Annotated in this window: 23 protein-coding genes; 8 read left to right on the top strand and 15 right to left on the bottom strand. The window is 61.0% G+C overall.

Translation table 11 applies throughout. The features are described 5' to 3' along the window. Positions 1–137 precede the first annotated feature (137 nt). From ABID59_RS00530 to ABID59_RS00520, 3 genes are read left to right on the top strand one after another with little or no spacing between them, the layout of a single operon-like run. Positions 138–2,852, top strand: coding sequence for a PAS domain-containing protein (locus ABID59_RS00530; protein WP_354082089.1), 2,715 nt, complete (start codon positions 138–140; stop codon positions 2,850–2,852). Then, entirely contained in the window at positions 2,849–3,508 is a 660-nt protein-coding gene (locus tag ABID59_RS00525; RefSeq protein WP_354082088.1) for a response regulator transcription factor, read from the top strand. The genes ABID59_RS00530 and ABID59_RS00525 overlap by 4 nt, the downstream gene beginning before the upstream one ends. Positions 3,509–3,551: 43 nt before the next feature. Continuing rightward, the gene (locus ABID59_RS00520; protein ID WP_354082087.1) at positions 3,552–4,010 is read left to right on the top strand and encodes a response regulator transcription factor; all 459 of its coding nucleotides are present in this window, start codon (positions 3,552–3,554) and stop codon (positions 4,008–4,010) included. A gap of 509 nt (positions 4,011–4,519) precedes the next feature. On the opposite strand, the gene ABID59_RS00515 is transcribed toward ABID59_RS00520, so the two are convergent. The 6 genes from ABID59_RS00515 to ABID59_RS00490 all read right to left on the bottom strand — a co-directional run bounded on the left by ABID59_RS00515 (position 4,520) and on the right by ABID59_RS00490 (position 8,691). After that, positions 4,520–5,353 carry an ABC transporter permease gene (locus tag ABID59_RS00515; RefSeq protein WP_354082086.1) on the bottom strand — a complete coding sequence of 278 codons (834 nt, stop codon included), beginning with the start codon at positions 5,351–5,353 and terminating at the stop codon, positions 4,520–4,522. After that, the gene (locus ABID59_RS00510; protein WP_354082085.1) at positions 5,343–6,110 is read right to left on the bottom strand and encodes an ABC transporter ATP-binding protein; all 768 of its coding nucleotides are present in this window, start codon (positions 6,108–6,110) and stop codon (positions 5,343–5,345) included. Before ABID59_RS00510 ends, ABID59_RS00515 begins: the two co-directional genes overlap by 11 nt. A gap of 127 nt (positions 6,111–6,237) precedes the next feature. Continuing rightward, positions 6,238–6,453: a hypothetical protein gene (locus ABID59_RS00505; protein WP_354082084.1), complete on the bottom strand. Its 216-nt coding sequence runs from the start codon at positions 6,451–6,453 to the stop codon at positions 6,238–6,240. Positions 6,454–6,486: 33 nt separating this feature from the next. Further along, entirely contained in the window at positions 6,487–6,648 is a 162-nt protein-coding gene (locus ABID59_RS00500) for a DUF2158 domain-containing protein (protein WP_354082563.1), read from the bottom strand. A gap of 247 nt (positions 6,649–6,895) precedes the next feature. Continuing rightward, positions 6,896–8,245: a PQQ-dependent sugar dehydrogenase gene (locus ABID59_RS00495; protein WP_354082083.1), complete on the bottom strand. Its 1,350-nt coding sequence runs from the start codon at positions 8,243–8,245 to the stop codon at positions 6,896–6,898. After that, a complete protein-coding gene (locus ABID59_RS00490; RefSeq protein ID WP_354082082.1) occupies positions 8,242–8,691 on the bottom strand; it encodes a DUF2231 domain-containing protein in 450 nt (149 codons plus the stop codon). Before ABID59_RS00490 ends, ABID59_RS00495 begins: the two co-directional genes overlap by 4 nt. Positions 8,692–8,940: 249 nt before the next feature. On the opposite strand from ABID59_RS00490, the gene fdhD reads away from it, so the two are divergent. The 3 genes from fdhD (at position 8,941) to cydB (ending at position 12,314) form a co-directional block, all read left to right on the top strand. Then, positions 8,941–9,768 (top strand): formate dehydrogenase accessory sulfurtransferase FdhD, encoded by an 828-nt coding sequence (gene fdhD / locus ABID59_RS00485; RefSeq protein WP_354082081.1) that lies wholly within the window; start codon positions 8,941–8,943, stop codon positions 9,766–9,768. Positions 9,769–9,924: 156 nt separating this feature from the next. Continuing rightward, positions 9,925–11,322, top strand: a complete 1,398-nt coding sequence (locus ABID59_RS00480) for a cytochrome ubiquinol oxidase subunit I (RefSeq protein ID WP_354082080.1) — start codon at positions 9,925–9,927, stop codon at positions 11,320–11,322. 2 nt (positions 11,323–11,324) lie between these two features. Beyond that, a complete protein-coding gene (gene cydB, locus ABID59_RS00475; RefSeq protein ID WP_354082079.1) occupies positions 11,325–12,314 on the top strand; it encodes a cytochrome d ubiquinol oxidase subunit II in 990 nt (329 codons plus the stop codon). A 331-nt stretch (positions 12,315–12,645) separates the two neighbouring features. Here the strand turns inward: cydB and ABID59_RS00470 are convergent, their stop codons facing one another. The 8 genes from ABID59_RS00470 to ABID59_RS00435 all read right to left on the bottom strand — a co-directional run bounded on the left by ABID59_RS00470 (position 12,646) and on the right by ABID59_RS00435 (position 21,501). Beyond that, entirely contained in the window at positions 12,646–14,121 is a 1,476-nt protein-coding gene (locus tag ABID59_RS00470; protein ID WP_354082078.1) for a cytochrome-c peroxidase, read from the bottom strand. 11 nt (positions 14,122–14,132) lie between these two features. Beyond that, positions 14,133–14,585: a hypothetical protein gene (locus tag ABID59_RS00465; RefSeq protein WP_148742332.1), complete on the bottom strand. Its 453-nt coding sequence runs from the start codon at positions 14,583–14,585 to the stop codon at positions 14,133–14,135. 53 nt (positions 14,586–14,638) lie between these two features. Then, positions 14,639–15,601: a GlxA family transcriptional regulator gene (locus tag ABID59_RS00460; protein ID WP_354082077.1), complete on the bottom strand. Its 963-nt coding sequence runs from the start codon at positions 15,599–15,601 to the stop codon at positions 14,639–14,641. Between the two features lie 57 nt (positions 15,602–15,658). Next, on the bottom strand, positions 15,659–16,702 hold the full coding sequence (gene hemH / locus ABID59_RS00455) for a ferrochelatase (RefSeq protein ID WP_354082076.1): 1,044 nt from the start codon (positions 16,700–16,702) through the stop codon (positions 15,659–15,661). Between the two features lie 57 nt (positions 16,703–16,759). After that, complete coding sequence (gene hemA, locus ABID59_RS00450; RefSeq protein ID WP_354082075.1) at positions 16,760–18,061, bottom strand: 5-aminolevulinate synthase; 1,302 nt, start codon at positions 18,059–18,061, stop codon at positions 16,760–16,762. 89 nt (positions 18,062–18,150) lie between these two features. Next, on the bottom strand, positions 18,151–19,614 hold the full coding sequence (locus ABID59_RS00445) for a catalase (RefSeq protein WP_354082074.1): 1,464 nt from the start codon (positions 19,612–19,614) through the stop codon (positions 18,151–18,153). A gap of 204 nt (positions 19,615–19,818) precedes the next feature. After that, positions 19,819–20,799 carry an agmatinase gene (locus tag ABID59_RS00440; protein WP_354082073.1) on the bottom strand — a complete coding sequence of 327 codons (981 nt, stop codon included), beginning with the start codon at positions 20,797–20,799 and terminating at the stop codon, positions 19,819–19,821. A gap of 60 nt (positions 20,800–20,859) precedes the next feature. Next, complete coding sequence (locus ABID59_RS00435) at positions 20,860–21,501, bottom strand: glutathione S-transferase family protein (protein WP_354082072.1); 642 nt, start codon at positions 21,499–21,501, stop codon at positions 20,860–20,862. Here ABID59_RS00435 and ABID59_RS00430 point away from each other — a divergent pair. Continuing rightward, entirely contained in the window at positions 21,477–22,625 is a 1,149-nt protein-coding gene (locus tag ABID59_RS00430; RefSeq protein ID WP_354082071.1) for a LysR substrate-binding domain-containing protein, read from the top strand. The genes ABID59_RS00435 and ABID59_RS00430 overlap by 25 nt on opposite strands. A 145-nt stretch (positions 22,626–22,770) precedes the next feature. On the opposite strand, the gene ABID59_RS00425 is transcribed toward ABID59_RS00430, so the two are convergent. Beyond that, positions 22,771–24,018, bottom strand: a complete 1,248-nt coding sequence (locus tag ABID59_RS00425) for a cupin domain-containing protein (protein ID WP_354082070.1) — start codon at positions 24,016–24,018, stop codon at positions 22,771–22,773. A gap of 237 nt (positions 24,019–24,255) precedes the next feature. Here ABID59_RS00425 and ABID59_RS00420 point away from each other — a divergent pair, with 237 nt between their 5' ends. Further along, positions 24,256–26,571, top strand: coding sequence for an FdhF/YdeP family oxidoreductase (locus ABID59_RS00420; protein ID WP_354082562.1), 2,316 nt, complete (start codon positions 24,256–24,258; stop codon positions 26,569–26,571). Positions 26,572–26,591 lie beyond the last annotated feature (20 nt).

The following is a 26,591-nucleotide window of genomic DNA, read 5'->3' as shown; positions in this document are numbered from 1 at the left end:
CTAATATTCGCTTGCCAGGAGACCCGAATGCGCAGGAACGCCGCGCAGCCGGATCACGGAATTCCAGAAGGCGGCCGCAGCGTTCGATCTTCTGCAAGATGCTGTCCGGATCAACTGGAGCGGGACGAGCAGGCAGAATGACAAGATCTGATGTTCCCCGACCGTGGTCGATCTCGTTCGCTAGTGCGTTAGCGCTCTCGGTCTCGTCCGTTGGCGCTGCAATCATCGCTGCCGAGTTCCTGACACGTTTATTGAATGCCGAGGCCATCGTATCTTCGCTGTTTTGCGCGGTCATTTTCGCCGCCTGGTTCGAGGGGCTCGGCGCCGCGTTGTTAGCGGTCGTTCTCGGCGTATTGGCCTTTCATTGCTACCTTGCGCCACCGAGCAGTGCGTCGCTCTGGAAACACGAACTGTTCGTCGCAACCGTTCCCGGAGAGGTGCCTCGCCAAGTTCTCTTCTTCATCACAGCCACCGTCGTAGCAATTGTCATCTCGGCGCAGAGGAAGACTGCAAATGATCTCCAACGTTCGGGCAATGACCTGCTAGTGGCGATTGAAGATCAAGCGCGGACTGAAGCCGCGCTGCGACGCAGCGAAACATATTTGACCGCGGCGCAGAAGCTGAGTGCAACCGGAAGCTTTGGCTGGGATGTCAAAAGCGGAGATATTGTCTGGACCGATGAGACCTTTCGAATCTTTGGATGTGATCGCACGACGAAGCCGACCATCGCGTCTATCGTTCAGCGGACCCATCCGGAAGATCGCGCTGCTGTGCAAAGGATCATCGATCGCGCCTCTCGAGACCGCGAAGAGTTCGACTTTGAGCACCGCTTGCTGATGCCGGATGGCACGGTGAAGTATGTTCGGGCTGTCGCTCAGGCCGAGAAGGGAGCATCGGGAGGTGTCGAGTTCGTCGGCGCCGTGACGGATGTCACGGCTGCAAGGGAAACGGAACTGAAGCTTCGACGCAGCGAAACCTACTTGGCCGAAGCCCAACGTCTGAGCCGAACGAGCAGCTGGGCCTGGGATGCCCGCCTTGAAGAGTTCGTGTATCGGTCCCAGGAGGTGTACAACCTGTTTGGACTCGATCCGAAGAGCGACACCGTGTCTCCGCAGCCCTTCTACGATCGGATACTGCCGGGGGACAGGGAGCGGGTCATCGAAAAGGTGCACCAGGCGGTTCGAGGGAAAGCAGACCTCGAAGTCGATTTTCGCATCGCACTCCCGGGCGGATCGATCCGACACATACATTCCGTGGGACATCCGTTCCTCGGAGAAGACGGCGAAGTGGAGCAGCTGGTTGGTACGCATGTCGACGTCACCGAGCAGTACCTCGCCAAAGAAAAGCTGCAGACAGCCTTTGACGAGATCAAGAGATCGGAAGATCGCCTTCGACTGGTCGTCGATACGATCCCGGCGCTGGTTTGGCGCTCCACCCCGGAAGGCATCCCCGACTTCCTCAATCAAACGGCCCTCGACTACACCGGCCTCGCCCTCGACCAGGCCGAGACCGGCTGGCCACGTGCCTTTCACCCTGAAGACAAGAAAGGTATGCTGCAGAAATGGAGTGCGATACGTGCCTCCGGCACGCCAGGCGAACTCGAAGCTCGGCTCAGGCGGCACGACGGTGAATATCGCTGGTTTCTGTTCCGCGCCGTGCCGCTGCGCGACGAGTCCGGCAACATCGCCAAATGGTACGGCTCGTCCACCGATATTGAGGACCGCAAGCGGGCCGAGGAAGAATTGCGGCGAAGTGAGTCCAAACTGATCGAAGCCCAGCGGGTGAGTCAAACCGGAAGCTTCTTCTGGAATATCTCCACCGGCGAGCGCGTGGGGTCCGAGGAATTATTCAGAATTCTTGGATATGACCCGTCGCGTGTTCTCACGTTCGAAATGATACTAGAGCGCGTTCATCCGGAGGATCGCGCGCTCGTGGCGCAGGCACGCGAGCGCGCGCTGCGCGAGTGCCAGGATCTCGATTACGAGCATCGATTCCTGATGCCCGATGGGTCGGTGAAGTTTGCCCGTGTTGTCGCCCACGTTGGTAGAAATCGCGCCGGAGAGTTGGAGTACGTTGGCGCCGTGGTCGACGTCACCGAGACCAAACGAGCCGAGGAAAAGCTGCAGAAAGCACAGATGGAACTCGCGCATGTGACGCGCGTGACGATGCTGGGCGAAATGACGGCGTCGATCTCGCACGAGGTGAACCAGCCGCTGGCCGCCGTCGTCAATGCCGCCAGCGCCTGCCTGCGTTGGCTCGATGGAGCAACGCCAAATCTGGACGAGGCGCGCCGAGCTGCCGAATGGATTATCAAGGAAGGGAACAGGGCGGCCGAAGTGATCCGACGCGTTCGCAATCTCGCGAAGAATGCCGAGCCGCAAAAGGAGCTGCTCGATATCAACGGCATCATTGACGAGGTGATCGCGTTGGTGCAGCGCGAACTAACCACGCGCCAGGTTGGCTGGAGGCTGGAGCTGGCGCCGGCCCTTCCCGTTGTTCTGGCCGATCGTGTTCAACTGCAGCAGGTGATCATCAATCTGGTCATGAACGGTGTTGAAGCAATGCAGCCGATCGTGGGCCGGGCGCATGAGCTGGTCATCCGGTCCTATCAGGACGAAGCACGAAGGGTCGTGGTCGACGTCACCGACTCGGGCGTTGGAATAGCCGCCGACAGTGCCGATAGATTGTTCAATGCATTTTTCACGACCAAGTCCGGTGGAATGGGCATGGGACTTTCGATCTGCCGCTCGATCATCGAGGCTCACGGCGGACGGTTGGCGGCTGCTAACAATGCCGGCCCGGGCGCAAGATTCCAATTCACGTTACCAACGTATCAGGAGGAGGCTGCGTGACCGATAGCTCCAGATCGCAACGCGACCCCGCAGCCGCGCCCGAGCATGTCGTGTTTATCGTCGATGACGATGTGGCGATGCGCGAAACCCTAGGCAGCCTCTTCCGGTCCGTGGGGCTGCGCGTGGAGCTCTTCGGCTCCGCCCGCGAGTTCGCGCAGATCAAGATGCCTAATGCCGCAAGTTGCCTGGTGCTCGATATCAGGCTGCCGGGGGTCAGCGGCCTCGACTTCCAGGCCGAATTGGCGGAGGCCGGCATTCGCGTCCCGATCATCTTCATGACGGGGCACGGCGATATCCCGATGTCGGTCCAGGCGATGAAGGCTGGAGCCATCGACTTCCTGACCAAGCCATTTCGCGACCAGGAGATGCTGGATGCCGTCGCCAGAGCGCTCGAGCGGGATCAAAAACGACGCGACAGCGAGATGGCTATTGCAGAAATCCGGGTTCGGCTCGACTCTCTGACATCACGCGAACGGGAGGTGATGGCGTTCGTCGTCGAGGGTTTGATGAACAAACAGGTCGCGGCAAAACTGGGAGTCAGCGAAATTACGATCAAGGTCCATCGTGTCAACATGATGCGGAAAATGAAGGCGCGATCGGTCGTCGATCTGGTGGGAATGGCGGACTCGCTCGGAATCCGGCGCCCAAAAGCCTGAAGGCTGGAATATATACTCGGGTATCGTATTACGATCTCGATCAATGGTGCAATCTGAAGTCGCCGTGACGGGGGCGCTCCAGACCCTGTCTCCGCACCAAGGAAAGATCGTTGTGTCGAAGCCCCCACTTATCGCCATCATTGACGACGACGAATCCGTGCGCGTCACGACCGATAGCCTCGTAAGGTCGCTCGGATATGTCGTGCGTACATTTGCGTCGGCCGAGGAGTTCCTGAGGTCGGAGCGTGTCGACGACTTCGCGTGCGTTATCACGGATGTCCAGATGCCGGGTATGAGCGGTGTCCAATTGCAGGATCACTTGCGCGCCCAGGGGAGTCGCGTTCCTTTCATTTTCTTCACCGCGTTTCCTGATGAGAAGACCCGCGCGCAGGCGCTTGCGGCCGGGGCGATCTGCTACCTGACCAAACCATTCGACGGCGCCGGGCTTATCAGGTGTTTTGATGCAGCTCTGAAGACCCATGACGGTGGAGCCGAAGGCTGAGATCTCTCTGTCGGGCCACGGAACGGCCAGAAAAGTGCATCGAGGTCTCCGAGAGAACGGCGATACTTGGGTAGCAGTTACCCCAACAAAGAATTTATTCAATCGAAACGGCGGCAGAATGGAGCATCGCATAGCTCCAGCTATTCTCTATCGTACGCACCGGGCTATCGACAGAAGTGCAGAGGGCTCAAATCGATCCGTCGGCTGCGTTGCGGCCGTGAATTCGCTCGCAAGCAAACTGAGGTGACTATGCTCATTACACTTGTCGCCGTTCTCCGCAGGGCCACGCGGGCCTGGAGAAAGTCGTGAATCAATCATGTTGATCAAGGACCATTTTCCGATGGCGCGGGCCTTTCGCGCTGCCCGATATGCCGTTGATCAGGCCGTTGCATCCGGGCTTGAGGTGCTTGCCGAAGACTGCGAGCGCCTGAGCAGGTCGCGCATGTTGATCTGGCTGATGCCCAACCCTGCTGGGTGGTGCGGCAAGAATCTGCCGAGAGATGGGTTAATCAGCGTGCTTGCCCGGACGCGCGGCTCGAGGCCGTCGTCTCCGCCGGTCGAATCGTGAGTTGGGCCGCGGCGGAAAACGCGCGCGATCGCATGAGAACCGTTGCAACGAGACCCGTGATGCCGGAGGCGGCGAGGATCATTGCCACGATGATGAATTGGTAGATGCCCGCATAGACCGGACTGGCGCCCGAAACCACCATGCCGGCCATAACCCCCGGGATCCACACCAGCCCCAGAGATTTCATCATGTCGAGGCGGGGCAGAAGGCTCGCATACACGGCACTCTGGAGATAGGGTGCAACGATGACGGCGGGCTCCGCGCCGAGCGACAGGCCCGCCTCGATCTGGCCGACATGGGCAAGGAGCTCGGATCGTAGACGCTCAATTGCCTGTGCGCACGCATTCATCGCGTTGGCGATGATCATGCTGCCGACCGGGACGAGCATTGAAATGTCCGGCTGAAGACTACGGGTCGCGAGCATGGCTGCGATGACGATGCCTGCACCTGCGGCAATCGACCAGAAACAGAGCGGAAGTGCACCAGCCATTCCCTTGAGACGTTGGGCCGCCGTGATCGCTGCGGCGATCGTCATCATAAAGAGGATGAGGCAGCCGATCAGCAGGCGGCCGTGCAGCAGCAGGGCCAGTACCAGGCCGACCAGAACCATCTGCACGAGGCCGCGCGCCATCGAGATGACCGCCTCGCGCTCCACATGCACGGATTGCCAGCGACACAGCGCGACGACGGCCGCGCACAGCGCGATCGCCCCGCCGGCCTGCGCGAGGCCGGTCAACACGTCGTTGCCGATACTGTTCTGGAGTTCAGCCAGCATGCAGAACCTGCTCCGTGGGGCCGATCGTGACCAGCCGACCCGCTTGCATGACCATCGTCCGCCCCGCGAGCCGCTCCGCCTGGGCGCGATTGTGCGTGACGATGAGGCACGTCATTCGCTGTTCCCTGACGATGCCGAGAATGAGCTCCTCGATGCCGCGCACTGACGTCTCGTCGAGGGCGGAGGTCGGCTCGTCCAGCAACAGCACTTCGGGCTCGTTCGCAAGGGTCCGCGCCAGGGCGACGCGTTGCGCTTCGCCGCCGGAGAGGTTGCTGACGTCGCGATTGGCAAGTCCGGGCATGCCGACGCGCTCCAGAAGACCCCCGATTTGTGCAGGCGCCAGCATCCTGCCGTGTTGGTGCGGCCCAAACGCAATGTTGGCGGCGATGGTGCCTGGGAAAAGATACGCCGTCTGCATCACCATGCCAACCCGGCGCCGCAATTCCCGCGGGGTGATGGAACGGTAATCCTGCGACTTGAGCAGGACGGTTCCGGACGTAGGCTCGTCGAGACGATTGAGCAGCCGGAGGAACGATGACTTTCCGGCCCCGCTCGGTCCAACGATGGCGAGTATCTCGCCAGCCAATACCTGCACACTGACGTCCTGAACGAGAACGCGCCCAGCCACCTCCCGTGACAGATGTCTGGTTTCGAGGTCGGTGATTGCGGCAGTAGGCTCGGGCTCGATTGTGGCCTGATGAGAGGCGTCCGCTACTGTTCTGATGTCATTCGCGGCACCGTTCGGCCTTGTTGTCACGGAATGTACTCTCGACAGGCGCCACTACGAAAAGCCGGGGAGGTCCAACAACCACGAGACGGGGGATAGCCCGGGTCGCATAGGTCGGGTCAGAATAATATCATCATAGATGGCGAACACGAGACGTCTAGGCCGCACGTTTGGGAGTATACGGTCCAATCACGCATTTGTAGCCCTGTAACTTCCACTGGCTGTAAGGGCCATGCGAGAGCCAATCGGCGATTCCGGTCTGGGCACTGGTCTCGCATGCGCTCATGGTGATGCCGGATTGCTCGCTATTGGTGACGACCTTTTCCAGGCAGAGCGCTCCGTTGCAGAGAATTGCCACTAGAGTAATCAACATTTTCGCCTCCAGGATGATTGCAAAACAGCTCGATCAGAATTTCTGCAGCACGTTGGCCGGGAAGGTGGCATCGTCGGGTTGGCCGCTATCGTCTGTCCAAATGCACTTGACCTGGTCGTCCTTGACCGCGGAGACGGTCATCATCGGTCCTCCCGATCGCAACCTGACGAGTTCGCCCCGCTCGAATTGGACCATCGCGCCGCCCTTCGGCGATAAAGGTGCTGTGGAAGCGAGTGCGGGACTCGATGTGCCGATCGCAAGAAGCAGCGTCGCAACAGCGATGCGTCGTTTGGTTCGCGGAGACATGCCAAGCTCCATCCGTCCTGGGTTCGAGATAGGCGCTTGCAGCGCAGATCCGACTAAATTCGATGACAGGGGTTATCCCACGAGGGGCGAGGCGGGCCTGTTCCCAGGCCGTCTCGACCACACGTCGGTCCGGTCGCTACGAGGCCGGCTTGGGCGCAGCCGGGACACCAGCCGATGAGACGCGCCACACCGCATTGCCGACGTCGTCGGCAATCAGCAGTGCGCCACTGCGATCCACGGCGAGGCCGACAGGTCTGCCATGGGTGTGGTTGTTCGCATCAAGGAAGCCAGTGACGACGTCCTGCGCCGGGCCGGAAGGTTTGCCATCCCTGAAGGGGACGAAGACCACCTTGTAGCCGTTGAGGGGTGTTCGATCCCAGCTGCCGTGCTCTCCGACGAAGGCGCCGCTCTGATAGTTCGCAGGAAGATTATGGCCGGAGGACATGGCAAATCCCAGGGGAGCCACGTGGGAGCTGAGCGCGTAGTCCGGCACGATCGCTTTCGCAACCAGATCGGGCCGTTGCGGCTGAACGCGCGGATCGAGATGCTGGCCGTAATAGCTGTACGGCCAGCCGTAAAACCCGCCATCCTGCACTGAGGTGAGATAGTCCGGGACGAGGTCGGGTCCGATCTCGTCGCGTTCGTTGGCAATCGCCCACAGCTTGCCGGTCGTCGGCTCCCACTGTAGCCCCGTCGGGTTGCGCGTGCCGCTGGCGAAGATGCGGTGAGCGCCAGTGGCGCGATCGACCTCCCAGATGGCGGCGCGTTCGTACTCGGCTTGGAGCCCGTTTTCCGCAATATTGCTGTTCGACCCGACGCCGACATAAAGCTTGGATCCGTCTGGGCTCGCCAGAAGGCTTTTCGTCCAATGGTGATCGATCGGGCCACCCGGCAGATCGGTCAGCTTGGTGCCCTTGGTGGTGATGCTGGTCTGCCCGTCCTGATACGGATAGCGCATGATCGCGTCCGTATTTGCGACGTAAAGATCGTGACCAACCAGCGCTACGCCGAACGGAGAATTGAGGTGATCCAGAAACACCGACCGTACGTCGGGAATGCCATCGCCATTGGTGTCGCGGAGCAATGTGATTCGATTGGCGTCCTTCGCCTTGGCGCCGGCGAGCGTCTCTACCACGCCGGTGACCAGATCCTTGGGACGGAAAATCGGCGCCTTTGGACCGTTGCTCTCGACGACGAGCACGTCGCCGTTCGGCAGGACGTAAACCGACCGCGGGTGCTGCAGCCCTGTGGCAAGCGCATGGACCTGCAGCCCCTGCGGGACCTTGGGTGTCTCGGACCCCCACCTCACCGGTGTCGCGATCCGGATCGGTGGCAGCAGATATTGATGCAGCGGGGGTAACACGGGATTTGCGCCGATCTGCAGTTTCGGATCACCTCCTGTATCATTGCAGCCGGCCAGACCCAATCCGGCGACAGCGGCCATAATGGCAGCAACCCGCGGCAAGCTCGTCTTGACTTCCGTCATGCCTTTGCTCCGATGCGATAGCGATGGGTCAACGTCCAGCCTGGGGACATCGCGAAAAGAAGAACAACGAGGACGACACCCGAGAGGGTTAGCCCCGTGGGAACGATCGCGGTATAGCCGTCCCGGCTATGGACAAGGACATTGAGAATGGACAGCACGACCGCGGCCGCGTAGGCAAGTGCGCGGATCCATGCCGGTCTTTGGTTACGAAAGAGATCGACCACCCCGGCCAGCGCGACAAGCGCAGCCATGACCAGTCCCCCCGCGATCAGCCAGACGGAAAACCGGTACCACATCACCTCGGCGGTCCTCCAATAGGCCAGGTCGGTCGCGAATGCCGCCGCAAAGTAAGCGACTGGGAATGGCACCAGGATCTGGTGAATAGGTCGTCTGAGTGCACCTGCCCGTGGTCGATTGGCGAGACCAGTACTTTCCGGCTTAGTCATGCTCGTACGCTCCGTGCATTTAGTTCGCTGTCCTTAAGCCCTGAATGTTCACGCGGCCCTATCGGCCCGGTTGGGCTTGCCTCCGATATCGTTGTCCACCACCGAATGATCTTTCGAATTCGCACGCAGCAGGGCGAACTGATCGCCTAGAAGCGCTGTCGTGCGATCAAGAAAATGCGATCGCGTTACGAAAACATCAGTCGGGAGGCGAGGCTATCTGAACGGGTACGGTACCTGGAAGGAGCAGCAATGATCGGCAATGGTCCGCTTCAGCAGCGTGCGAAGCTTCTCTGGCGTGGTGGAAACCCCACGCCTTCATCGAGATATGTGGCCGAGGAGAGGGCGATTGCGCTCACCTTTGGCGGATCTACCAACGCAGTGATGATGGCCACGCCGGCCGATCTGGAGGATTTCGGAGTTGGCTTTGCCCTGACGGAAGGGATCATCGAGCAGCCGGACGAGATTGCCAGCATCGAGATAGTGGAGAGCAGCCTCGGGATCGAGGTTCAAATGTGGCTGGCCCGATATCGGGCGGACGAACTCTCGGCGCGCCGCCGGGCCATGACCGGTCCGGTCGGCTGCGGATTATGCGGAATCGAAAGCCTGGAGCAGGCCTGCCCCACGCCGCGACATGTATCTAGCACGGCGACCTTTCGCGCGCGGGACCTGTTGAACGCCATGAGCGCGCTGGCGCCCTTGCAAGAGCTCAATCAGAAGACACGGGGCGTGCACGCCGCCGCCTTCTGGCAACCCAACAGAGGCATAGGTCTGGTGCGGGAGGATGTTGGCCGTCACAACGCGCTCGACAAGCTCGCCGGTGCGCTCATGCGAGAGAACATGGCGCGGGCAGGCGGTGCGGTCCTTCTGACAAGCCGCGTTTCGGTTGAAATGGTGCAGAAAACCGCCTGGATCGGCGCTCCTGTCCTCGTCGCGGTCTCGGCACCGACCTCGCTCGCAGTTGAGACAGCCGATCAGGCAGGCATCACGCTGATCGCGGTCGCCCGTGCGGATGGATATGAGATCTTTACCCATCCCGATCGCCTCATCTTTTCCGACTGTCCGACTATCGCAGCGTGAAGGCTGCTCGCGTACGCGGGATCATGCCGTCGCTTCGGCCGGATCCCGCGTGCAAATGCGCAAAATCCGTCCACTCCGGAAAAGGCCGCCGTGAGGCGGCTCCTACATGCACAAAGGCGGGATCACGCAAGGCCCGTGAGGGAAAGGATAGCTCACATGGATGCAACGGCGCTTCTGCTGTCGCGGATACAGTTCGGCTTCACCATCTCATTTCACATCATATTCCCGGCCTTCACGATCGGTCTTGCGGCCTGGCTGACCGTCCTCGAAGCAATGCACATGCGAACGGGCCGTCCCGTCTATCAGGCGCTGTTCGAATTCTGGCTCAAGATCTTCGGCGTCGCCTTCGGCATGGGCGTCGTCTCGGGCGTCGTCATGGGATTCCAGTTCGGAACCAACTGGAGCGTTCTGGCGAAGATGTCCGGGCCTATCCAGGGTCCGCTTCTCTCCTACGAGACCTTCACGGCGTTCATGCTGGAAGCCAGTTTCTTCGGCGTCCTCGTGTTCGGACGCAAGCGAGTGCCGCCAGGGTTCTATCTGTTCTCCACCGCGATGGTGTCGCTCGGAACCACGTTGTCCGCTTTTTGGATCATGGCTAACAACAGCTGGATGCAGGTGCCGGTCGGCTACGTCCTCCAGAACGGCTACTTCGTGCCGGACGATTGGACGAAGATCATCTTCAATTCGGTCGTATGGTCGCGCTTTCCGCACATGCTGCTGGCGGCCTATCTCACGGGGGCATTCTGCGTTGCCGCGACCGGCGCATGGTACGTGCTGCGTGGCGACAATTACGCCGAGTCCAGGGTGATGCTGCGGATGGGACTGTTCCTCGCAGCGCTCCTGATCCCCGCGCAGCTCGTGTTCGGCCATCTGGTCGGCGACTACGTTCACGACTACCAGCCGGCAAAGTTCGCGGCCATCGAGGGGCGCTGGCATGACGAGCAGCCTGCGAGCGAAGTGCTGATCGGGCTTCCCGATCCGGCGACTGAAAGCAACAAATACGAGATCAAGGTGCCGATTCTCGGAAGCATCATCGCCAGCTCGAGCCTGACCTCGAAGGAAGTGGGCCTGGCCGATTTCGCGCCGCAGGACCGCCCGCCGGTGCTGATACCGTTCGTGACGTTCCGCATCATGGTCGGCTGCGGGCTCATCATGCTCGCGACCGCGTGGTTCGGATCCTATCTGAGCATCAAGCGACGCCTGCGCCGGAACCGCCTCATGCTCTGGGCAATCTTTCTCAGTTTCCCGCTTCCGTTCATCGCCATTCTCACCGGCTGGTATGTTGCCGAGGTCGGACGACAGCCCTGGGCGATCTACGGATTGCTGCGGACGGCGGACGCCGTGACGCCGTTCCTGACAGCGCCGGCGGCGTTGACCTCGCTCGTGCTGTTCGGAGCGGCTTATCTCTTCATCTTTTCGTTCGGCACATTCTACGTCTATCGGCTCTTGCGCACCGGTCCGACGCGCCTCGTCGTCGAGCCGCCGCACGGCGCCTCTCCAAACCGCCCGATGTCGCTCGCCGACCCGGAACCCATTCAGAGCGCAGGAGAATAGAGATGGTCTTGTTCTGGGTTGCTCTTCTTGCCATCAGCATATCGATATATCTGCTGCTCGACGGATTCGATCTCGGGGTCGGCATGTTGTTCGCTCTCGCCGGCAGCGAGGCGGATCGCGACACGATGCTCGACACTGTCGCCCCGGTCTGGGACGGCAATGAGACCTGGCTCGTCGTTGCAGGCGTGATCCTGTGGGGCGCGTTTCCTCTTGTCTATGCCACGTTGCTGTCGGCCTTCTATCTGCCGGTCATCATCATGCTGCTTGGGCTGATCCTGCGCGGCGTTGCCTTCGAGTTTCGCCACAGGGCGGCGCGGCAGTTTCGCTGGATCTGGGATGTGAGCTTCATGGGCGGGTCGTTCGCTGCGAGCTTCATGCAAGGGGTGACGGTCGGTGCCCTGGTGCAGGGCCTGAAGTTCACCGACGGGGTCTATGTCGGCGGGGTTTTGGGCTGGCTGAGCCCGTTCTCGCTGTTGTGCGGCATCGGGTTGTGTCTGGGCTACGCTCTTTTGGGCGCCAGCTGGCTGGTGCAAAAGTGCGAGTCGGGCGTTCGTGATACGGCTCGGCGCCAGATACCTGGGCTGGCGCTCGCCGTCCTGGCGTTCCTGATCATCGTCTTCGCGCACGCCCTGATCGAGAACCTTCCGATCATGCATCGCTGGCTCGACAGACCCTATCTGTTTGTATTTCCAGCCGTCGGCGCCGTGGCCGCAGTCGTGCTGGCCACCAGCATCCTCCATCACAACGATCGTTGGCCGTTCGCCGCTGTCGCCGTCATCTTCGTCGCGGCGTTTGGAACGCTGGCGCTGTCCTTCTGGCCTTACATGATCCCGTTTGCCATCACGATCGACGAGGCGGCGGCGCCTCACGCCAGTCTTGCCTTCATGTTCTGGGGCGAGGGCCTCTTTGTCTTCCCCTTGATGGTGCTGTATGTCGCGATCGGGTATCGGGTGTTCAGAGGCAAGGTGGGGGGCACGGCGGGACATCATTGATCACGGCGAAATCTTCTCTAGCGATCCGCTCTCGCAATTGTGCACGGTCAATCAGCATGTGCTCCCTACCTCCATTTAGGACCATGTGATCACTGATACATGGATGCGAATTGTGAAATCGCTTTCGTTGAAGCGGATAACCGAAGACGATCAAAGATGCCGATAGACCTGTTTATCACCTGGATCGTAATGTTTGGGGCTCTCACCAGTTTGGCCGTGTTATCCCGGTGAACGTCGGTCTCTCGCACTCATGCTCTCCACTCGGGGCCTCGAGCGTCGGCTGAGGTCGAACAAGTCGGCGGCGTGACAACGACTTTCCTCAGTTTCCGGGCTAATTTTTCTGTGTGTACCCATCCGTCAGTGTCTGCATGAACGCAACCAACGCGTCCTCTTCCTGGTCGGACAAGCCCAGATTTCCGGTCTTGCTCTTATTCAAGTTCTCTGTGCTTTCGGGCGCCGGCCAACAGCCGGTCCCTTCGCGGGGGTCGTGAGGTGCGCAGCGCGGCAGCGCGTCGCGCGTGTTGTAGAAATGGACGATCTGCTTCAGGCTTTTGAAATAGCCATTGTGGCCAAAGGCCTTGACGAAATCAGGCGACGGTCGCTTGTCAACATTGCGCAGTGTAGGGACTCGGAAGCGCCCTCGATTGTCCGATGCCAATGTCTTCCAGCGGGCATCAACGGCGGATGGTTGGCTGAGCGGATGGCCGCCGGAAAGAAAGGCTCCGACACCGCCGTCCACGAACGATGAGCCATTGTTGTTGGCGACGTAGCCGCGCGCGTCAGGCAGGCCCTCAGAATAGTAGGGAAGCTGCGGATTGGCGGGCGTACCGATGTTGCTCGCCGTGAAGTCCGTGAAGAGCGGCTCTTCGCCGGGACCGCCGTCACGGTGACATTCGTTGCACCGGCCCTTGCCGCGGAAGACTTCGTAACCTTGTTGCTCCTGTGCGGTGAACTGCGCCTTTCCGGCGAGCACAGCGTCGTATTTCGAGGTAAACGCCGTGACTTCATGCGAGGCTTCGTAGCCAGCGATCGCCTGCGCCATCTGGTCGAACGTCGTGGCCGCGCGGCCGCGATCGACAGGGCTCAGATGCATCGGCGCTGGATCGCCGGGAGCCGGCGGGCCGGGGGTATTGCAGACGTCTTCAGCGTTTACCGGCCAGTCGATCGCAAAGGCCTGTGCACCCCAGACGGTTTCGAACAGGCCGCGATAAGGCCGTTGCGAAGCGCGGTACACGGAGCACGCAATGTCGGGCAGGCCCATCTCTGTCGGATTGATGGGTGGACCTTCGGCTTGCTCAGCTGCGGGATTGCCGAGGCGGCGACCGGTCGCGCGCATGTCCCAAAAGTTACCTCCAACGAGATCGCCCTGCGCCTCGTTGTAGTGCAGCACCGGAGCGAGAGGCGCATAAGTGTGCGTTTGGGGCTTGCGTTCGCTGGACCGCGTCCGAACCGATCCGGGATATGAGCCGGTGGTCCGGTTGAGTTCAGAAATCGGTCCGGTAAATCCTGTTTCTGGCATGTGGCAGAATGCGCAAGCCTCGTTGCGATTGACCGAGAGCTCCTTGTCGAAAAGCATCAGCTTTCCGAGCAATTCGATCTGCTGCACCTGGTTATCCGGGACGGAGGTGAGTCGCTTCAAAGTGTCCGCTTCGATGCGGTCTATTTCGGCTTCGACCCGGGCGATCTCGGCGAGGACCGCCGGCGATAACGGTGCGACGCTCTCGCGCGCGGGCGGAGTTGCTGCCGCCAGGAAGACTGCAGCGCCTATTCCAGCCGAAACCGCCAATCCCGTGTGCAACAATCTCATGGCAGAACCCCCTAGCCTTGATCAAATTCCCTTGGCAGTTTCGCGTACGACTGTATCGGTTTGCGTGCGTCAGCACTCGTTCGCTTGCGTGCGAAATCAGGCTGAAGAATGGAATTTCCAGGCTCGAAGGCCGCCTTGAAGTTTGAGCTGGTCAGCACGTATCTGCCGTGCGACTTCGCGAAGGTTTGCTGGAGGCAACCGGAAGACCTGCAGAGCCGCTGCGGCCGATCACATCGAAGCAAGGAATAGTCGAGCCGGACAACGTGCGAATTGTTGTCGTAAGTTGCGAAATAGTGCCTGGCCTCGGCATCGGGCCCGCAACGGGATACGACGGCCCGCCTTATCTCCTGCGGCAGCTGTTCGATGCGTTCGGCGCTGAAAGGGGGATCAACCGGCGCAACAGGGGTCCCGTTTGCTGGTGAAATCGATGCCAATATAGCGAAGAAGAGGTGCGGAATTTTCATCTTTTCTTCCGGGTGACAGAAAGTTGGTCGGTTGCATTGCCGGTGAAGCGGCCTTATCGGCGGAAACGTTCGCGATATTCACTTGGGCCCGTGCCAATCCGCCTCAGAAAGGCTCTGCGCATCACGTCGGGATTTGCAAAGCCGCAGCTCGATGCGACGCGCTGCAACGGCTTGTCAGTATCCTCGAGCAGACGCCGCGCCGAATCGACGCGCGCCATCTCGACGAAGTCGCCCGGCGTCATTCCTGCCTCCTCTTGAAAAACGCGGGTAAAATTGCGCACGCTCATCGCGGCCCGCGTGGCAAGCGTCTTCACCGTTAGGTCAAGGGGCAAATGATCGAGGATCCAATGCTGGATCATCTGAATGCGCCGTTCGGTCGCGACCTGCGCAGCGAGATGGGCACTGAACTGCGACTGGCCGCCCGGTCGCTTCAGGAAGACGACCAGGCGGCGGGCGACGGAGAGCGCGACATCGCGCCCGTGATCGTCCTCGATCAGCTTCAATACGAGGTCGATTCCGGCAGTGACGCCGGCCGATGTCCACAGGGGTCCATCCTCGACGAAGATCTGATCGGATACCACGTTTGCGGCCGGAAATCTCTCCGCCAATTCACCGGCGTGCTGCCAGTGCGTCGTCACGCTGAAGCCGTCCAGCAGTCCGGCGGCGCCGAGAAAGAAGGCACCGGTGCAGACGGAGCCGTGGCGGCGGCTGCGCGGCGCGTGCCGTCGCAGCCAGGCATGGAGAGGCGAGTCCGTGTAAGCGCGGGCGTAGTCGGGGGTGCCGGCGACCAGCAGCGTATCGATCGGTTGCTCGTCTTCGAAGATCGAGCGGTGGGTCAAAATCGACATCGCTCCAGCCGTCACGGCTCGATCCGGACCGATCGACAGCAGACGCACATCGTAGTTGCATCTGCCGGGAGCCTGCCGATTGGCTTCCAGAAAGGCATCCAGAGGGCCGGAAATGTCCAATGATTGCGCGTTCGGCGGCACAATAATCGCGATCGGCGTGCCAGTCATCTCGTTCTCCCCCATCGCAAGGCGTGGGCGTCCCACAGGTCGCCCTACCCATTTGCGTCAGACCCAGCCGCTCAATTCACGGCGTACAACCGCCTCGATCACGCGCATTCCATGGTCGCTGTCGTTCAAACAATCGACGCGAGCGAATGCTTCGCCGCCTTCGTCGAAGAAGTATTTCGCGTTTTCCTGTCCGATCTCCTCGATTGTTTCCAGACAATCGGCCGAGAACCCGGGAGTTACGACTGCGATTCGCCTGGCGCCCCTCGCCGCAAGCGCCTTTATGGTCTCGTCCGTATACGGTTTCAACCATTCCGCCCGACCGAAGCGTGACTGGAACGTGACGATGAGGCGTTCTTGCGGTAGCCCCAAGCGTGTCCGAATGAGATCCGCAGTCCTGTGACACTGGGCATAGTACGGGTCGCCCGCGATACGAGTACTGAGCGGCATGCCGTGAAACGATGCGACGATGACGTCCGGGTCGAAACCGGCGCTAATGAGACGTTCGGTTAGTGAGTCCGCAATCGCATCGATATAGGTATCCTGATCGTAGTAGGGCGCGGCGACCCGCAATGCGGGTTGATTTCGCATGGATGCGAGCACCTCGAAGAGCTTGTCGCATGCCGTTGCGCTCGTGGCGGCCGAATACTGCGGATAGAGCGGGACGAAGAGGATGCGCTCGCATCCCCTCGCCACGAGCCGCTCGGTTGCGGCTTTCAGGGACGGGTTTCCGTAACGCATTCCCCAGTCGACGATGACGTTGGATTTCGTATCGCCAAGAAGACCGTCACGGATAGATTGTTGCAGCTTCTCTGCCTGCGACCTCGTGATGGTTTTGAGCGGACTCTCGTTCCGGTCGCGGTTCCAGATCGCTGCGTAATCCTTGCCCTTTCGTTGTGGTCGCGCAGTCAGAATCAGCGCATTCAAAATGAAGAGCCAGAGTAGTCTGGGCGCTTCAATCACCCTTCGATCGGACAAGAACTCGGCGAGATATCGCCTGACGGACCAATAGTCCGTGGCGTCCGGAGTGCCGAGATTGCTCAGGAGCACCCCCATCTTTCGGGAGTTCGCCGACCCATCGACATCGGAGTGCAGGATGGTCATATCCACCTCCTCATAGACTGATCCCGCGCCGGGCAAGACGGCGCGGCGGCTTTGAGTTCAAAAGGTTCGAATTCGCGATGATGCCGACGCCGCCGAGTAACCGGCCGCGGCGACCGTCAATTCGGGCCGGTCCAAAGGCCGATGCCGTTTTGTGAGGGGAAGACCGAGCTGCCGCCAGACCCAGACCATGGAGTCGGCCAATTGCTCGACCAGCCGAGCATCGTGTGCCGGGGTCGGTGTAATTCGCAGTCGTTCGGTGCCTTTGGGGACGGTCGGATAGTTGATCGGCTGGATATAGATGCCGCATTGGTCGAGCAAAAGGTCGCTCGTCTGCCTGCAAAGCTCGGGATCTCCTACCATCACCGGGACAATGTGCGTTTCGGTCGGCATCAAGGGCAAGCCGGCTTTGCGCAACGCGGATTTGGTGGCTGCTACGGACATGCGCTGCGCGACGCGCTCGCAGTGCGATGCCTTGAGATGGGCGATCGACGCTGTGGCGGCTGCAGCGACGGCCGGCGGCAGTGCAGTTGTGAAAATGAATCCCGGCGCATGGGATCGCACCGCGTCGATGACGGCGCTCCGCCCTGCAATATAGCCGCCAAGCGTACCGAAAGCCTTGGCGAGCGTCCCTTCGACAATGTCGATCCGATCCATGATGCCATCGCGTTCGGCGATGCCGGCACCGCGCGGGCCGTACATTCCGACCGCGTGCACCTCATCGAGATACGTCATTGCGTCGTAACGATCTGCGAGATCGCAAATCTGCTTGATCGGCGCGACGTCTCCATCCATGGAGTAGACGCTTTCGAAGACGATCAACTTGGGGCGGCCCGGCGCTGCGCGTGAGAGCAACTGCTCCAGGTGTTCGACATCGTTGTGCCGCCAGATCTCCTTGGCACACCCGGCCGCGCGCACACCCTCGATCATGGAATTGTGATTGAGCGCGTCGGACAGGATCAGACAGTCGGGAAGAAGCCTCGCAAGCGTCGCGATGCCGGTTTGGTTCGAGACATAGCCCGACGTGAAAACGAGCGCGGCCTGCTTGCCGTGCAAGTCCGCGATCTCGGCCTCCAGTTCGACGAGCGCACGGTTTGTCCCCGAGATGTTGCGAGTGCCCCCTGCGCCGGCCCCCATGCTGCGCGCCGCCCGGCACATTGCTTCGATGACTTTCGGATGCTGACCCATGCCGAGATAGTCGTTCGAACACCAGACGACGACGTCTCGCCTGCCGTCCGGTCCATTCCAAACGGCATGGGGAAACTGTCCCGCCCGGCGTTCCAGGTCGACGAATACACGATATCGCTGCTCGTGCTTGAGAGCACTGATGGCGTGTTCAAAACTGCTGATGTAGTCGAACATCCTCGAAGTCCTCCTGAGGGCTTGCTGCGCCCGCGCCGATCGGCGCGGGCGACTGGTTTCAGCGAGGTCTCGCTGCCTTCCGACGATGGCTAGAGCTTGCCGTCGGCGAACCTGGCGAGAGCATCCGCAACCCCCTTGCCGTAGGCTGGGTCCGCCTTGGCGCAGTTGGCCACGTGGCGTTCCTGGATATGCCTTGCTGCCTGGCCCACCTGGCGTGCGGTGTTGTCGAACAGCGTCCCCTTCTGCGCCGGGGTCATCTTCCGGAACAGATTGCCCGGCTGCTGCCAGTGATCGTCGTCCACCCGGTGATCCCAGTGCGCGGCGGCGCCGGTGATCTCGAGAGGCGGCTCGTTCAACTGGGGCCGGTCCGTCCATTCGCTGCGGCTGTTCGGCCAGTAGGTCGGCGTGCGGCCAAGATTGCCGTCGGTCCGCATTGCACCGTCGCGGTGATAGCTATGGAACGGGCACTTCGGCGCGTTGACCGGAATGTGGTGGTGGTTGACACCGAGCCGATAGCGCTGTGCGTCACCATAGGAGAACAAGCGCGCCTGGAGCATCTTGTCGGGCGAATAGCCGATACCCGGTACGATGTTGGCGGGCGAGAACGCTGCCTGTTCGACTTCGGCAAAGACGTTCTCCGGGTTCCTATTGAGCTCGAAATAGCCGACCTCGGTCAGCGGATAGTCGGCCTTCGGCCAGACCTTGGTGAGATCGAACGGATTAAAGGCAAAGTTCGTCGCCTGCTCGTCCGTCATCACCTGGATGCACAGGGTCCAGCGCGGAAATTCGCTTCGCTCGATGCTGCCGAAAAGGTCTCGCTGATGGCTTTCGCGATCCTTGCCGACCAGGGCCTCGGCCTCCGCGTCGGTCAGGTTCTGAATACCCTGCTGGGTGCGGAAGTGAAACTTCACCCAGACCCGCTCATTGTTCGCGTTGAGCAGGCTGTAGGTGTGACTACCGAAGCCGTGCATGTGGCGGTAGCTCCTGGGAATGCCGCGCTCACTCATGACGACGGTGACCTGGTGCAACGCTTCGGGAAGCAGCGTCCAGAAATCCCAGTTGTTGTCGGCGCTCCGCATGCCCGTATAGGGATCGCGCTTGATGGCGTGGTTCAGATCAGGAAAGCGCAACGGATCGCGAAAGAAGAAGACCGGCGTGTTATTGCCGACCATGTCCCAGTTGCCTTCTTCGGTATAGAATTTGAGCGAGAACCCGCGGATGTCACGCTCGGCGTCTGCCGCGCCGCGCTCGCCGGCGACCGTCGAGAACCGCGCAAACATCGGCGTCTGCTTTCCGATCTCGGAAAAGATCTTGGCCTTGGTATAGCGGGTGATGTCGTGGGTGACTGTGAACGTGCCGTGAGCGCCCGAACCCTTGGCGTGCATTCGCCGTTCAGGAATGACTTCCCGGTCGAAATGCGCGAGCTTCTCGATCAGCCAGACGTCTTGCAGCAATGCCGGTCCGCGCGGCCCGGCCGTTTGGATATTGACGTTATCCGTGACCGGCGCGCCGGATGCGTGCGTCAGATACGGTCTTTGAGCCTTGTCGTTCATTGGGGTTCTCCTGCATTGGTGTTGTGAGGAAATCTTGTCACCCTCGGATCAATAGGAGAATGACAAGAGTGCTATCGGATTGAGAGGCTGTGCCTCACAATCCGAGGTTCGTGAGTCGATGGCGATCGCTCCAGGCGGCCGCCCTCAAGTAACCAGGCTGACCCGACCCGGATTGCCTGTTTGCACGACGACGCGTTCAGATCGTCAGCCGCGCCGCTTGGCGCGTTCGTGGAAGATCGAGCCGATGAAATCGAGACTGACCCGTGCCGCGAGCAGTGACGTGATTCCCGACGGGTCGTAGGGCGGCGAGACCTCGACGAAGTCGGCGCCGACCACCTCGAAGCGCCATGCGATCTCCTGGAGAAGATCCTTGGCTTCGTAGTAGGTGAAACCGCCATGGCTGATCGTTGCCGTCCCGGGCGCGATCGACGGATCGAAGCTGTCGATGTCGATCGAGACGTAGACCCGCTCGCCATCCGGAATGTGGGAGAGAGCCGCGGCCGCACCGATCGAGCGGAATTTGCGCAATGAGACGACGTGCGTGCCGTAGGCCTTTGCCGCCTCGTAGTCCTTTTTGCTCACGGAGGCCATGTTGTGCGGGCCGAGCGTCGTGATGCCCTTCACATGCGCCATCTCCGAGGCACGGCGCATCGGGCTGCCGTGGCCCCAGCTGATGCCGTTGCGCTGATCGATGAAGTCGAAATGCGCGTCGAGGTGGACGATGTGGATGGGCTTCTCGTTCGAATACGCCGCGACGGTTGCCATGGTGATGGCGTGGTCGCCGCCAAGGATATACGGCACCGTCTTGGCATCGAGCAGTGCCCGAACCGCCAGCTCGGCGTTCGCCAGGCTACGCTTGGTGTCGGCGTAGATGACGTCACTGTCGCCGGCGTCGACGATCTTGACTTCCTCGGCAGTGAGATAGGTCACCTCGTCCTCGAAATCGAATACACCTTCCGGACCAAAGCCGTGGAACATAGACGCTTCGCGAATCGCGCGCGGCCCGAAGCGTGTTCCGACGCGATAGCTCGAGGCCGTATCGATCGGAATCCCAAGCACGGCGACATCGGCGCCGTCGAGCCTATCCCAATCGGTGCAGGCAGGCTGACCGGCAAAGGTGGCGAGCCCTACGAAAGGCAGGTTCATCCGTTCCGGCATGTTGCGGCTTTTGAACTGCGTTGTCATTGAAGAATCCTTCTAAGACTTGGATGGGGGTGACGCGATCACCACGCGGCGTCGTTGCGTTCAGCAGATTTCACCAGTGACGCCTTCGTGTTCATAGGCACGGCGGACTGCGGGCAGCGCCGTCACCATGTCGAGCAGCCGCGCGATGTGCTGCCGTGAACGGGGTGGATTGGACATCGGGCGCGCCCAGCGGGCGAGCATGACGAGGTAGAAATCAGCCGCGCTTAACCTGTCCCCGAGGAAGAGCGGTCCGTTCGCTTCCAGATGCTGCTCGATGACGTCCAGATAGGCGCCGGCTCGCCGCTCCGCGCCATCCCTGACGATCTCAGTCGCGGCAGCCTCCGTGCCCGTCAGGCGATCGGGGTACTGCCAGATCATAAGCTCTTCCTGCAGCGAGTTCGTCAGGAAGATCAGCCACCGATAGAACTTGGCGCGCTCCGGGCTACCGATCCTGGGTGCAAGGTTGGCTTCAGGATGCTGGTCGACCAAGTGGAGAACTATTGCCGCCGCCTCGGACAGCACGAGTCCGTCGTCGACCAAGGTGGGAATGCGCCCGTTCGGGTTGATCGCCAGGTACCCTTCCGATTTTTGAGCATTCTTGGCGCGGTCTACAAGTACAAGCTCGTACGGCTGGCCGAGCTCCTCGAGCACCATGTGGGGCGCTGCGTTGGCATTGCTTGGATAGTAGTGAAGTTGGTACATCTTTCTCTCCGCACTTGTGTATGTCCACCTACGGAAAACTAGAAATCGGGGCGTTTGGCCGCAACGAGAGATGCCCGTCGATCTTGGCCAAAGGTCCGTCGATCCTGGCCATCGTGTCTGGCACAGGGGGACGACGTTTCAGCAGAGGACGTGCGCGCGGATTGATTGACGTCGGCCTTGTGACTATCTGGTACGATGTTGCCCTGGAGCTTCGTGTGATGAATCTTAGCGGTCTGTCGTTGCGCGATCTCGAATATGTTGTGGCTATTGCGGACCACGGCAGTTTCGTCCGGGCCGCCGAGCATTGTCGCGTTGCGCAACCGTCGTTGTCCGCGCAGGTCCGCAAACTCGAAGCCTTGCTCGGCATGGTGATCTTCGAGCGCACCACGCGGCGCGTCATCGTGACGGTCGAAGGCAAGTCCTTTGTCGACCAGGCCCGTCGTGTTCTGGCGGAGGCGCGGCTTCTCTTCACCATCGTCCAGCGGTCGGACAAGCCGTTCGGAGGTGTATTGCGGCTCGCCGCAATTTCGACGCTCGGTCCCTATCTCTACCCAAGGATATTGCCGGCCCTTCGCAAGAAATATTCCGGACTCGCTCTCGTTCTGAGCGAGGGCCTCACCGGTGAGCTCGTGCCGAAGCTGATCGACGGCGAGGTCGATGCTGTGCTTCTCTCGCTGCCGCAAACCGACGCCGCGTTGGCAAGTACCGCGATATTTTTCGAACCGTTCCTGTTGGCGTGCCCGAAGGGGCATCCCGCGTCCCGCAAGGGTGGCCCGACGTGGGACGCGCTCGATGCCGAGGAGCGGCTGCTGCTGGAGGAGGGACATTGCTTGCGCGAGCAGGCGCTCGCCGGCTGCTCTGCTCCAGGCCGGACCAATCGCCTCGCCACCAGTCTGGAGACGCTGAAATACATGGTCGCGGCAGGAGAGGGCTGCACGCTGGTGCCCGCCCTTGCCGTATCCGAGCGGGACGCGGTTGCCTATTCGCGGCTGCCCGGCACCACCTTTTCGCGAAAGGTTGGGCTTGCCTGGCGCAAGAGCGATCCACGCGCAATGGAATTTTCGGCACTCTCGGAATCGCTGAGACAGATCGCCAAATCGTTCGACGACGTGAAGGCGACTTGACGACAATTGCATAGTCAGCGTGCTCCGCTCATAACTCTTTGCGCTTCAGACGCCGTCGGGTGAAATGTCGACTGATGAGAAAGCAGCCGATCAGGATCTGCTGATCGACGGCTTCCAGCATGTAGGGCCGAGCGAGGCGTCTGGTTTATCGCTTCGGCATGACGCCCGGCGCGTTTTCGGGCCAGCTCGCGATCGTTGCCTCATCTACGTTGAGATGCTGCGCCACGAGTTTCGGCGGCGTGTGCGCGAGCCAGTTGGAGAGGGAGACTTCCTCGTAGTGCGGCGCGCGAAAGACTCCGATGAACTGGAGATCGGTATCGCCGACGTTCTCGACATAATGGCCGAGGTTGCGCCGGACATAGCCGATGTCGCCGGCATTGAAGTCCATCGTCAGCGCGTTCGGGCCGGTGTCGAACACGGTCATGCGCGCCTTGCCCTTGAGATAATACTGCCACTCGTCCGCATTGGGGTGCCAATGCATTTCCCTTATGCCGCCGGGACGAACCGTGACCAGCGCGGCGGCCACAGCGGTTGAAACCTTGAAGTTGCTGCTGTCGGCAACCCGGATGCTTCCCGTATCGGACGATTTGAACGGCTGGGATGATCCGAGCGGGAATATGAAGGGATGCGTGGCGATGGGCGCGTCCTTCTGAATTGCGGCGCGATCGCCGGCAAGGTCGCCGGGCACGGCGCCCTGGAAAATCCAGAGATTGTGCAGCGGGATCTTTGCGAATGCGTCTGCCGGAACGCCGAAGTTCTTGGCCAGTATCTCGGGCGGTGTGTGGGCAAACCAGTCCGACACGAGCAACGTGTTGAATTCGTCGGCATGCCCGTCGTCAAAGCAGATGACGAATTCGCATCCATCCGGGCCCAAGCCCTGCAGTGAATGCGGCGCGCCCGGGGGGAAGTACCAGAGGTCACCCTCCTTGACGTCTGCGACATAGGGACGACCGTGCGCATCGAGCACCGTCACACGGCAAGTGCCGTAGGTCATGATGGCCCACTCGGCGGCCTGATGCCAATGCAACTCGCGGATGCCCCCCGCCGTCAGGCGCATGTTGACGCCTGAGATCTCCTTGGAAATGGCAAAATCGGCAACGGTGACCTGTCGCGCCCATCCTCCATTCTGAATTCGCTTCGGTGCGTTGTTGAAGGAGGCCAACGGTGTCGGCATGCCGCCGACATCGGTTGCCGGGGGAGATTGCGCGGAAGGAAATTGATTGCCAAGAGCCTCACTCTGCGGGCCCGGATCGCGTAGATTTCCTGGACCCTTCGCGTTGATGGCGCCCTGGGGCGGCTCGTCCGGATTGCCGAAGGATCCAGCCTTCGCCGCGGATACCGTCATGGCCGCGCCCATTGCCGAGGCCGCCAGCAGGTTTCGTCTCGAAATCATGTTTGTATCTCCAGGCGGATTGCACTGCGAAGCCGTCAATAGCGGTCTCTCTCCGTGGAGTTAGGAAAGCGCCGTTGTGAGCCAATCCAGAGAGGACGTCAGCCTTTCCAAAATGCACTACGACATCTGCAGATCGGACCCTTCGGTCTGCCGCGCTGGCAGAATCCGGCAATTTCGAAAGAAAGCCCGCGGTTGAAATCGCAACTGTTTCGTATCGGTACTGCAGAGGTTCTCGCGATGTCGGAACGAAAAGAAATTCGCCCCTATCATCATCCGGCCGGCGGGTGGGGTGCGCTCAAGGCCCTCAGCGAGCACCTGATCGAACAGCGGATTCCGATCAAGGGGGCGAACACGCTCCGGTGCATGAACCAGCCCGAAGGGTTCGACTGTCCCGGCTGCGCCTGGCCTGATCCGAAGCACACCTCGTCATTCGAGTTCTGCGAGAACGGTGCGAAGGCTGTGGCGTGGGAAGCGACCGCCAAGCGTTGCGCGCCCGAGTTCTTCGCTGATCACACGGTAACGGAGCTGTGCACCTGGAGCGACTACGATCTCGAGATGGTGGGCCGGCTCACGCATCCCATGGCTTATGATGGGGGATCGGACCGCTATCTTCCCATAAGCTGGAGCGAGGCGTTCTCGATCGTCGGTCGCCATCTGAACGCGCTGCCGGACCCGAACATGGCGGAGTTCTACACTTCCGGCCGCACCTCGAACGAAGCCGCCTTTCTGTATCAGCTTTTCGTGCGGGAATACGGCACCAACAATTTCCCAGATTGCTCCAACATGTGTCACGAGGCGACGAGCGTCGGCTTGCCGCACTCCATCGGCGTGGGCAAGGGCACGGTCCTCCTGGAGGACTTCGATAAGGCAGACTGCATCTTCATCTTTGGTCAGAACCCCGGCACCAACAGCCCGCGCATGATGACCAACCTGCGCGACGCGGCCCGGCGCGGTGCTTCGATCATCTCGTTCAATCCGTTCCGTGAACGCGCCCTGGTGCGGTTTCAGGCCCCGCAGAGCCCGATCGAGATGGCGACGTTGAGCTCGACGCAGATCAGCTCGAGCCTCTACCAGCTGCGAGTCGGCGGTGACGTCGCCGTGATCAAGGGCCTCATGAAGGTTCTGGTCGATCAAGACGCTGCGGCGCAAGCAAGAGGCGAGCAGGCCGTTCTGGACTGGGATTTCATCCGTGACCACACCCAAGGCCTTGATGACCTGGTAAGTGACCTGAGGGCGACGCAATGGATTGATATCGAGCGATACTCGGGGCTCAGCCGCGAAGAGATCGAATATGCCGCGCAAGTCTACATGAAAGCCGAGCGCGCGATTGTCGTCTACGGCATGGGCATCACCCAGCATCGGCGCGGCGCCCAGAACGTTCAGCAATTGGCGAATCTCGCGCTTCTTTGCGGCCACATCGGCCGTGAAGGCGCAGGCATCTGCCCGGTTCGTGGCCATTCCAACGTGCAGGGAGATCGTACGGTCGGCATCACCGAGGCACCGTCCGGCGAATTTCTTGACCGGTTGGAATCCTGCTTTGGTTTCAAGGCGCCTCGTGAGCACGGTCACAACGTCGTCACGGCGCTTGAAGCGATGATACGCGGTGACGCCAAGGTATTTATCGCGATGGGTGGCAACTTTGCTGCCGCCGTTCCGGATTGGCAGCTTACGCAAGATGCGCTCAAGCGACTCGATCTTACGGTCCACATCTCGACCAAACTCAACCGCAGTCATCTGATCCACGGGCGCGATGCCCTGATCCTGCCCTGCCTCGGCCGCACGGAGATCGACATCCAGGCGACCGGGCCGCAGTCCATCACCGTGGAGGACTCCATGTCGATGGTGCACGCGTCGGCTGGCCGCAACCAGCCCGCGTCCGAGCACCTTTTGAGCGAGCCCGCGATCGTTGCCGGCATGGCCCGGGCGACTCTCGGGCAGTCCTCCGTCGTCGATTGGGACGGCTTCGTCGCCGACTACGATCGTATTCGCGAGGCTATCGAGGCCGTATTGCCGATATTCGAGGCCTACAACGCACGAATTCGCGTGCCCGGCGGCTTCCACCTCGTCTCGACCGCGCGCGAGCGCGTCTGGGCGACGCCCAGCGGCAAGGCCAATTTTCTGGTTTTCGGGGGCCTCGGCGAGGATCCGAACGACGATGACCCGGAGACGCTCTGGCTGAGCACGATTCGCAGCCATGATCAGTACAATACCACGCTCTATTCGCTGTCCGACCGCTACCGGGGCGTCTATGGCCAGCGCGACATCGTGTTCCTCAATCAGTTCGAGATGGAGAAGCGCGGTCTTGCGGACGGCGATCGCATTGATTTGGTGACCGCGTCGACGGACGGACTGGAACGGAGGGTGCGCAACTTCCGCGTGGTCGGATACTCGTTTCCGAACGGTTGCTGCGCGGCCTACTACCCGGAGACCAATCCGCTGGTGCCGCTCTATGCGCACGATCCCCTTAGCTTCACGCCGTCTTCCAAGGGTATCCCGGTTCGGATCGAGCGCACCAGCGCCTACGTCACGAACGAGTCCCTGCACCAAGACTAGAGCGACCCGAGGAGTTGAGC

The sequence above is a fragment of the Bradyrhizobium sp. S3.3.6 genome (genome assembly GCF_040546905.1).
In the GTDB taxonomy this organism is placed as follows: Bacteria; Pseudomonadota; Alphaproteobacteria; order Rhizobiales; family Xanthobacteraceae; genus Bradyrhizobium; species Bradyrhizobium cytisi.
The sequence above is the reverse complement of the archived record's forward strand: the minus strand, read 5'-3'. Positions and strand labels throughout refer to the sequence as shown.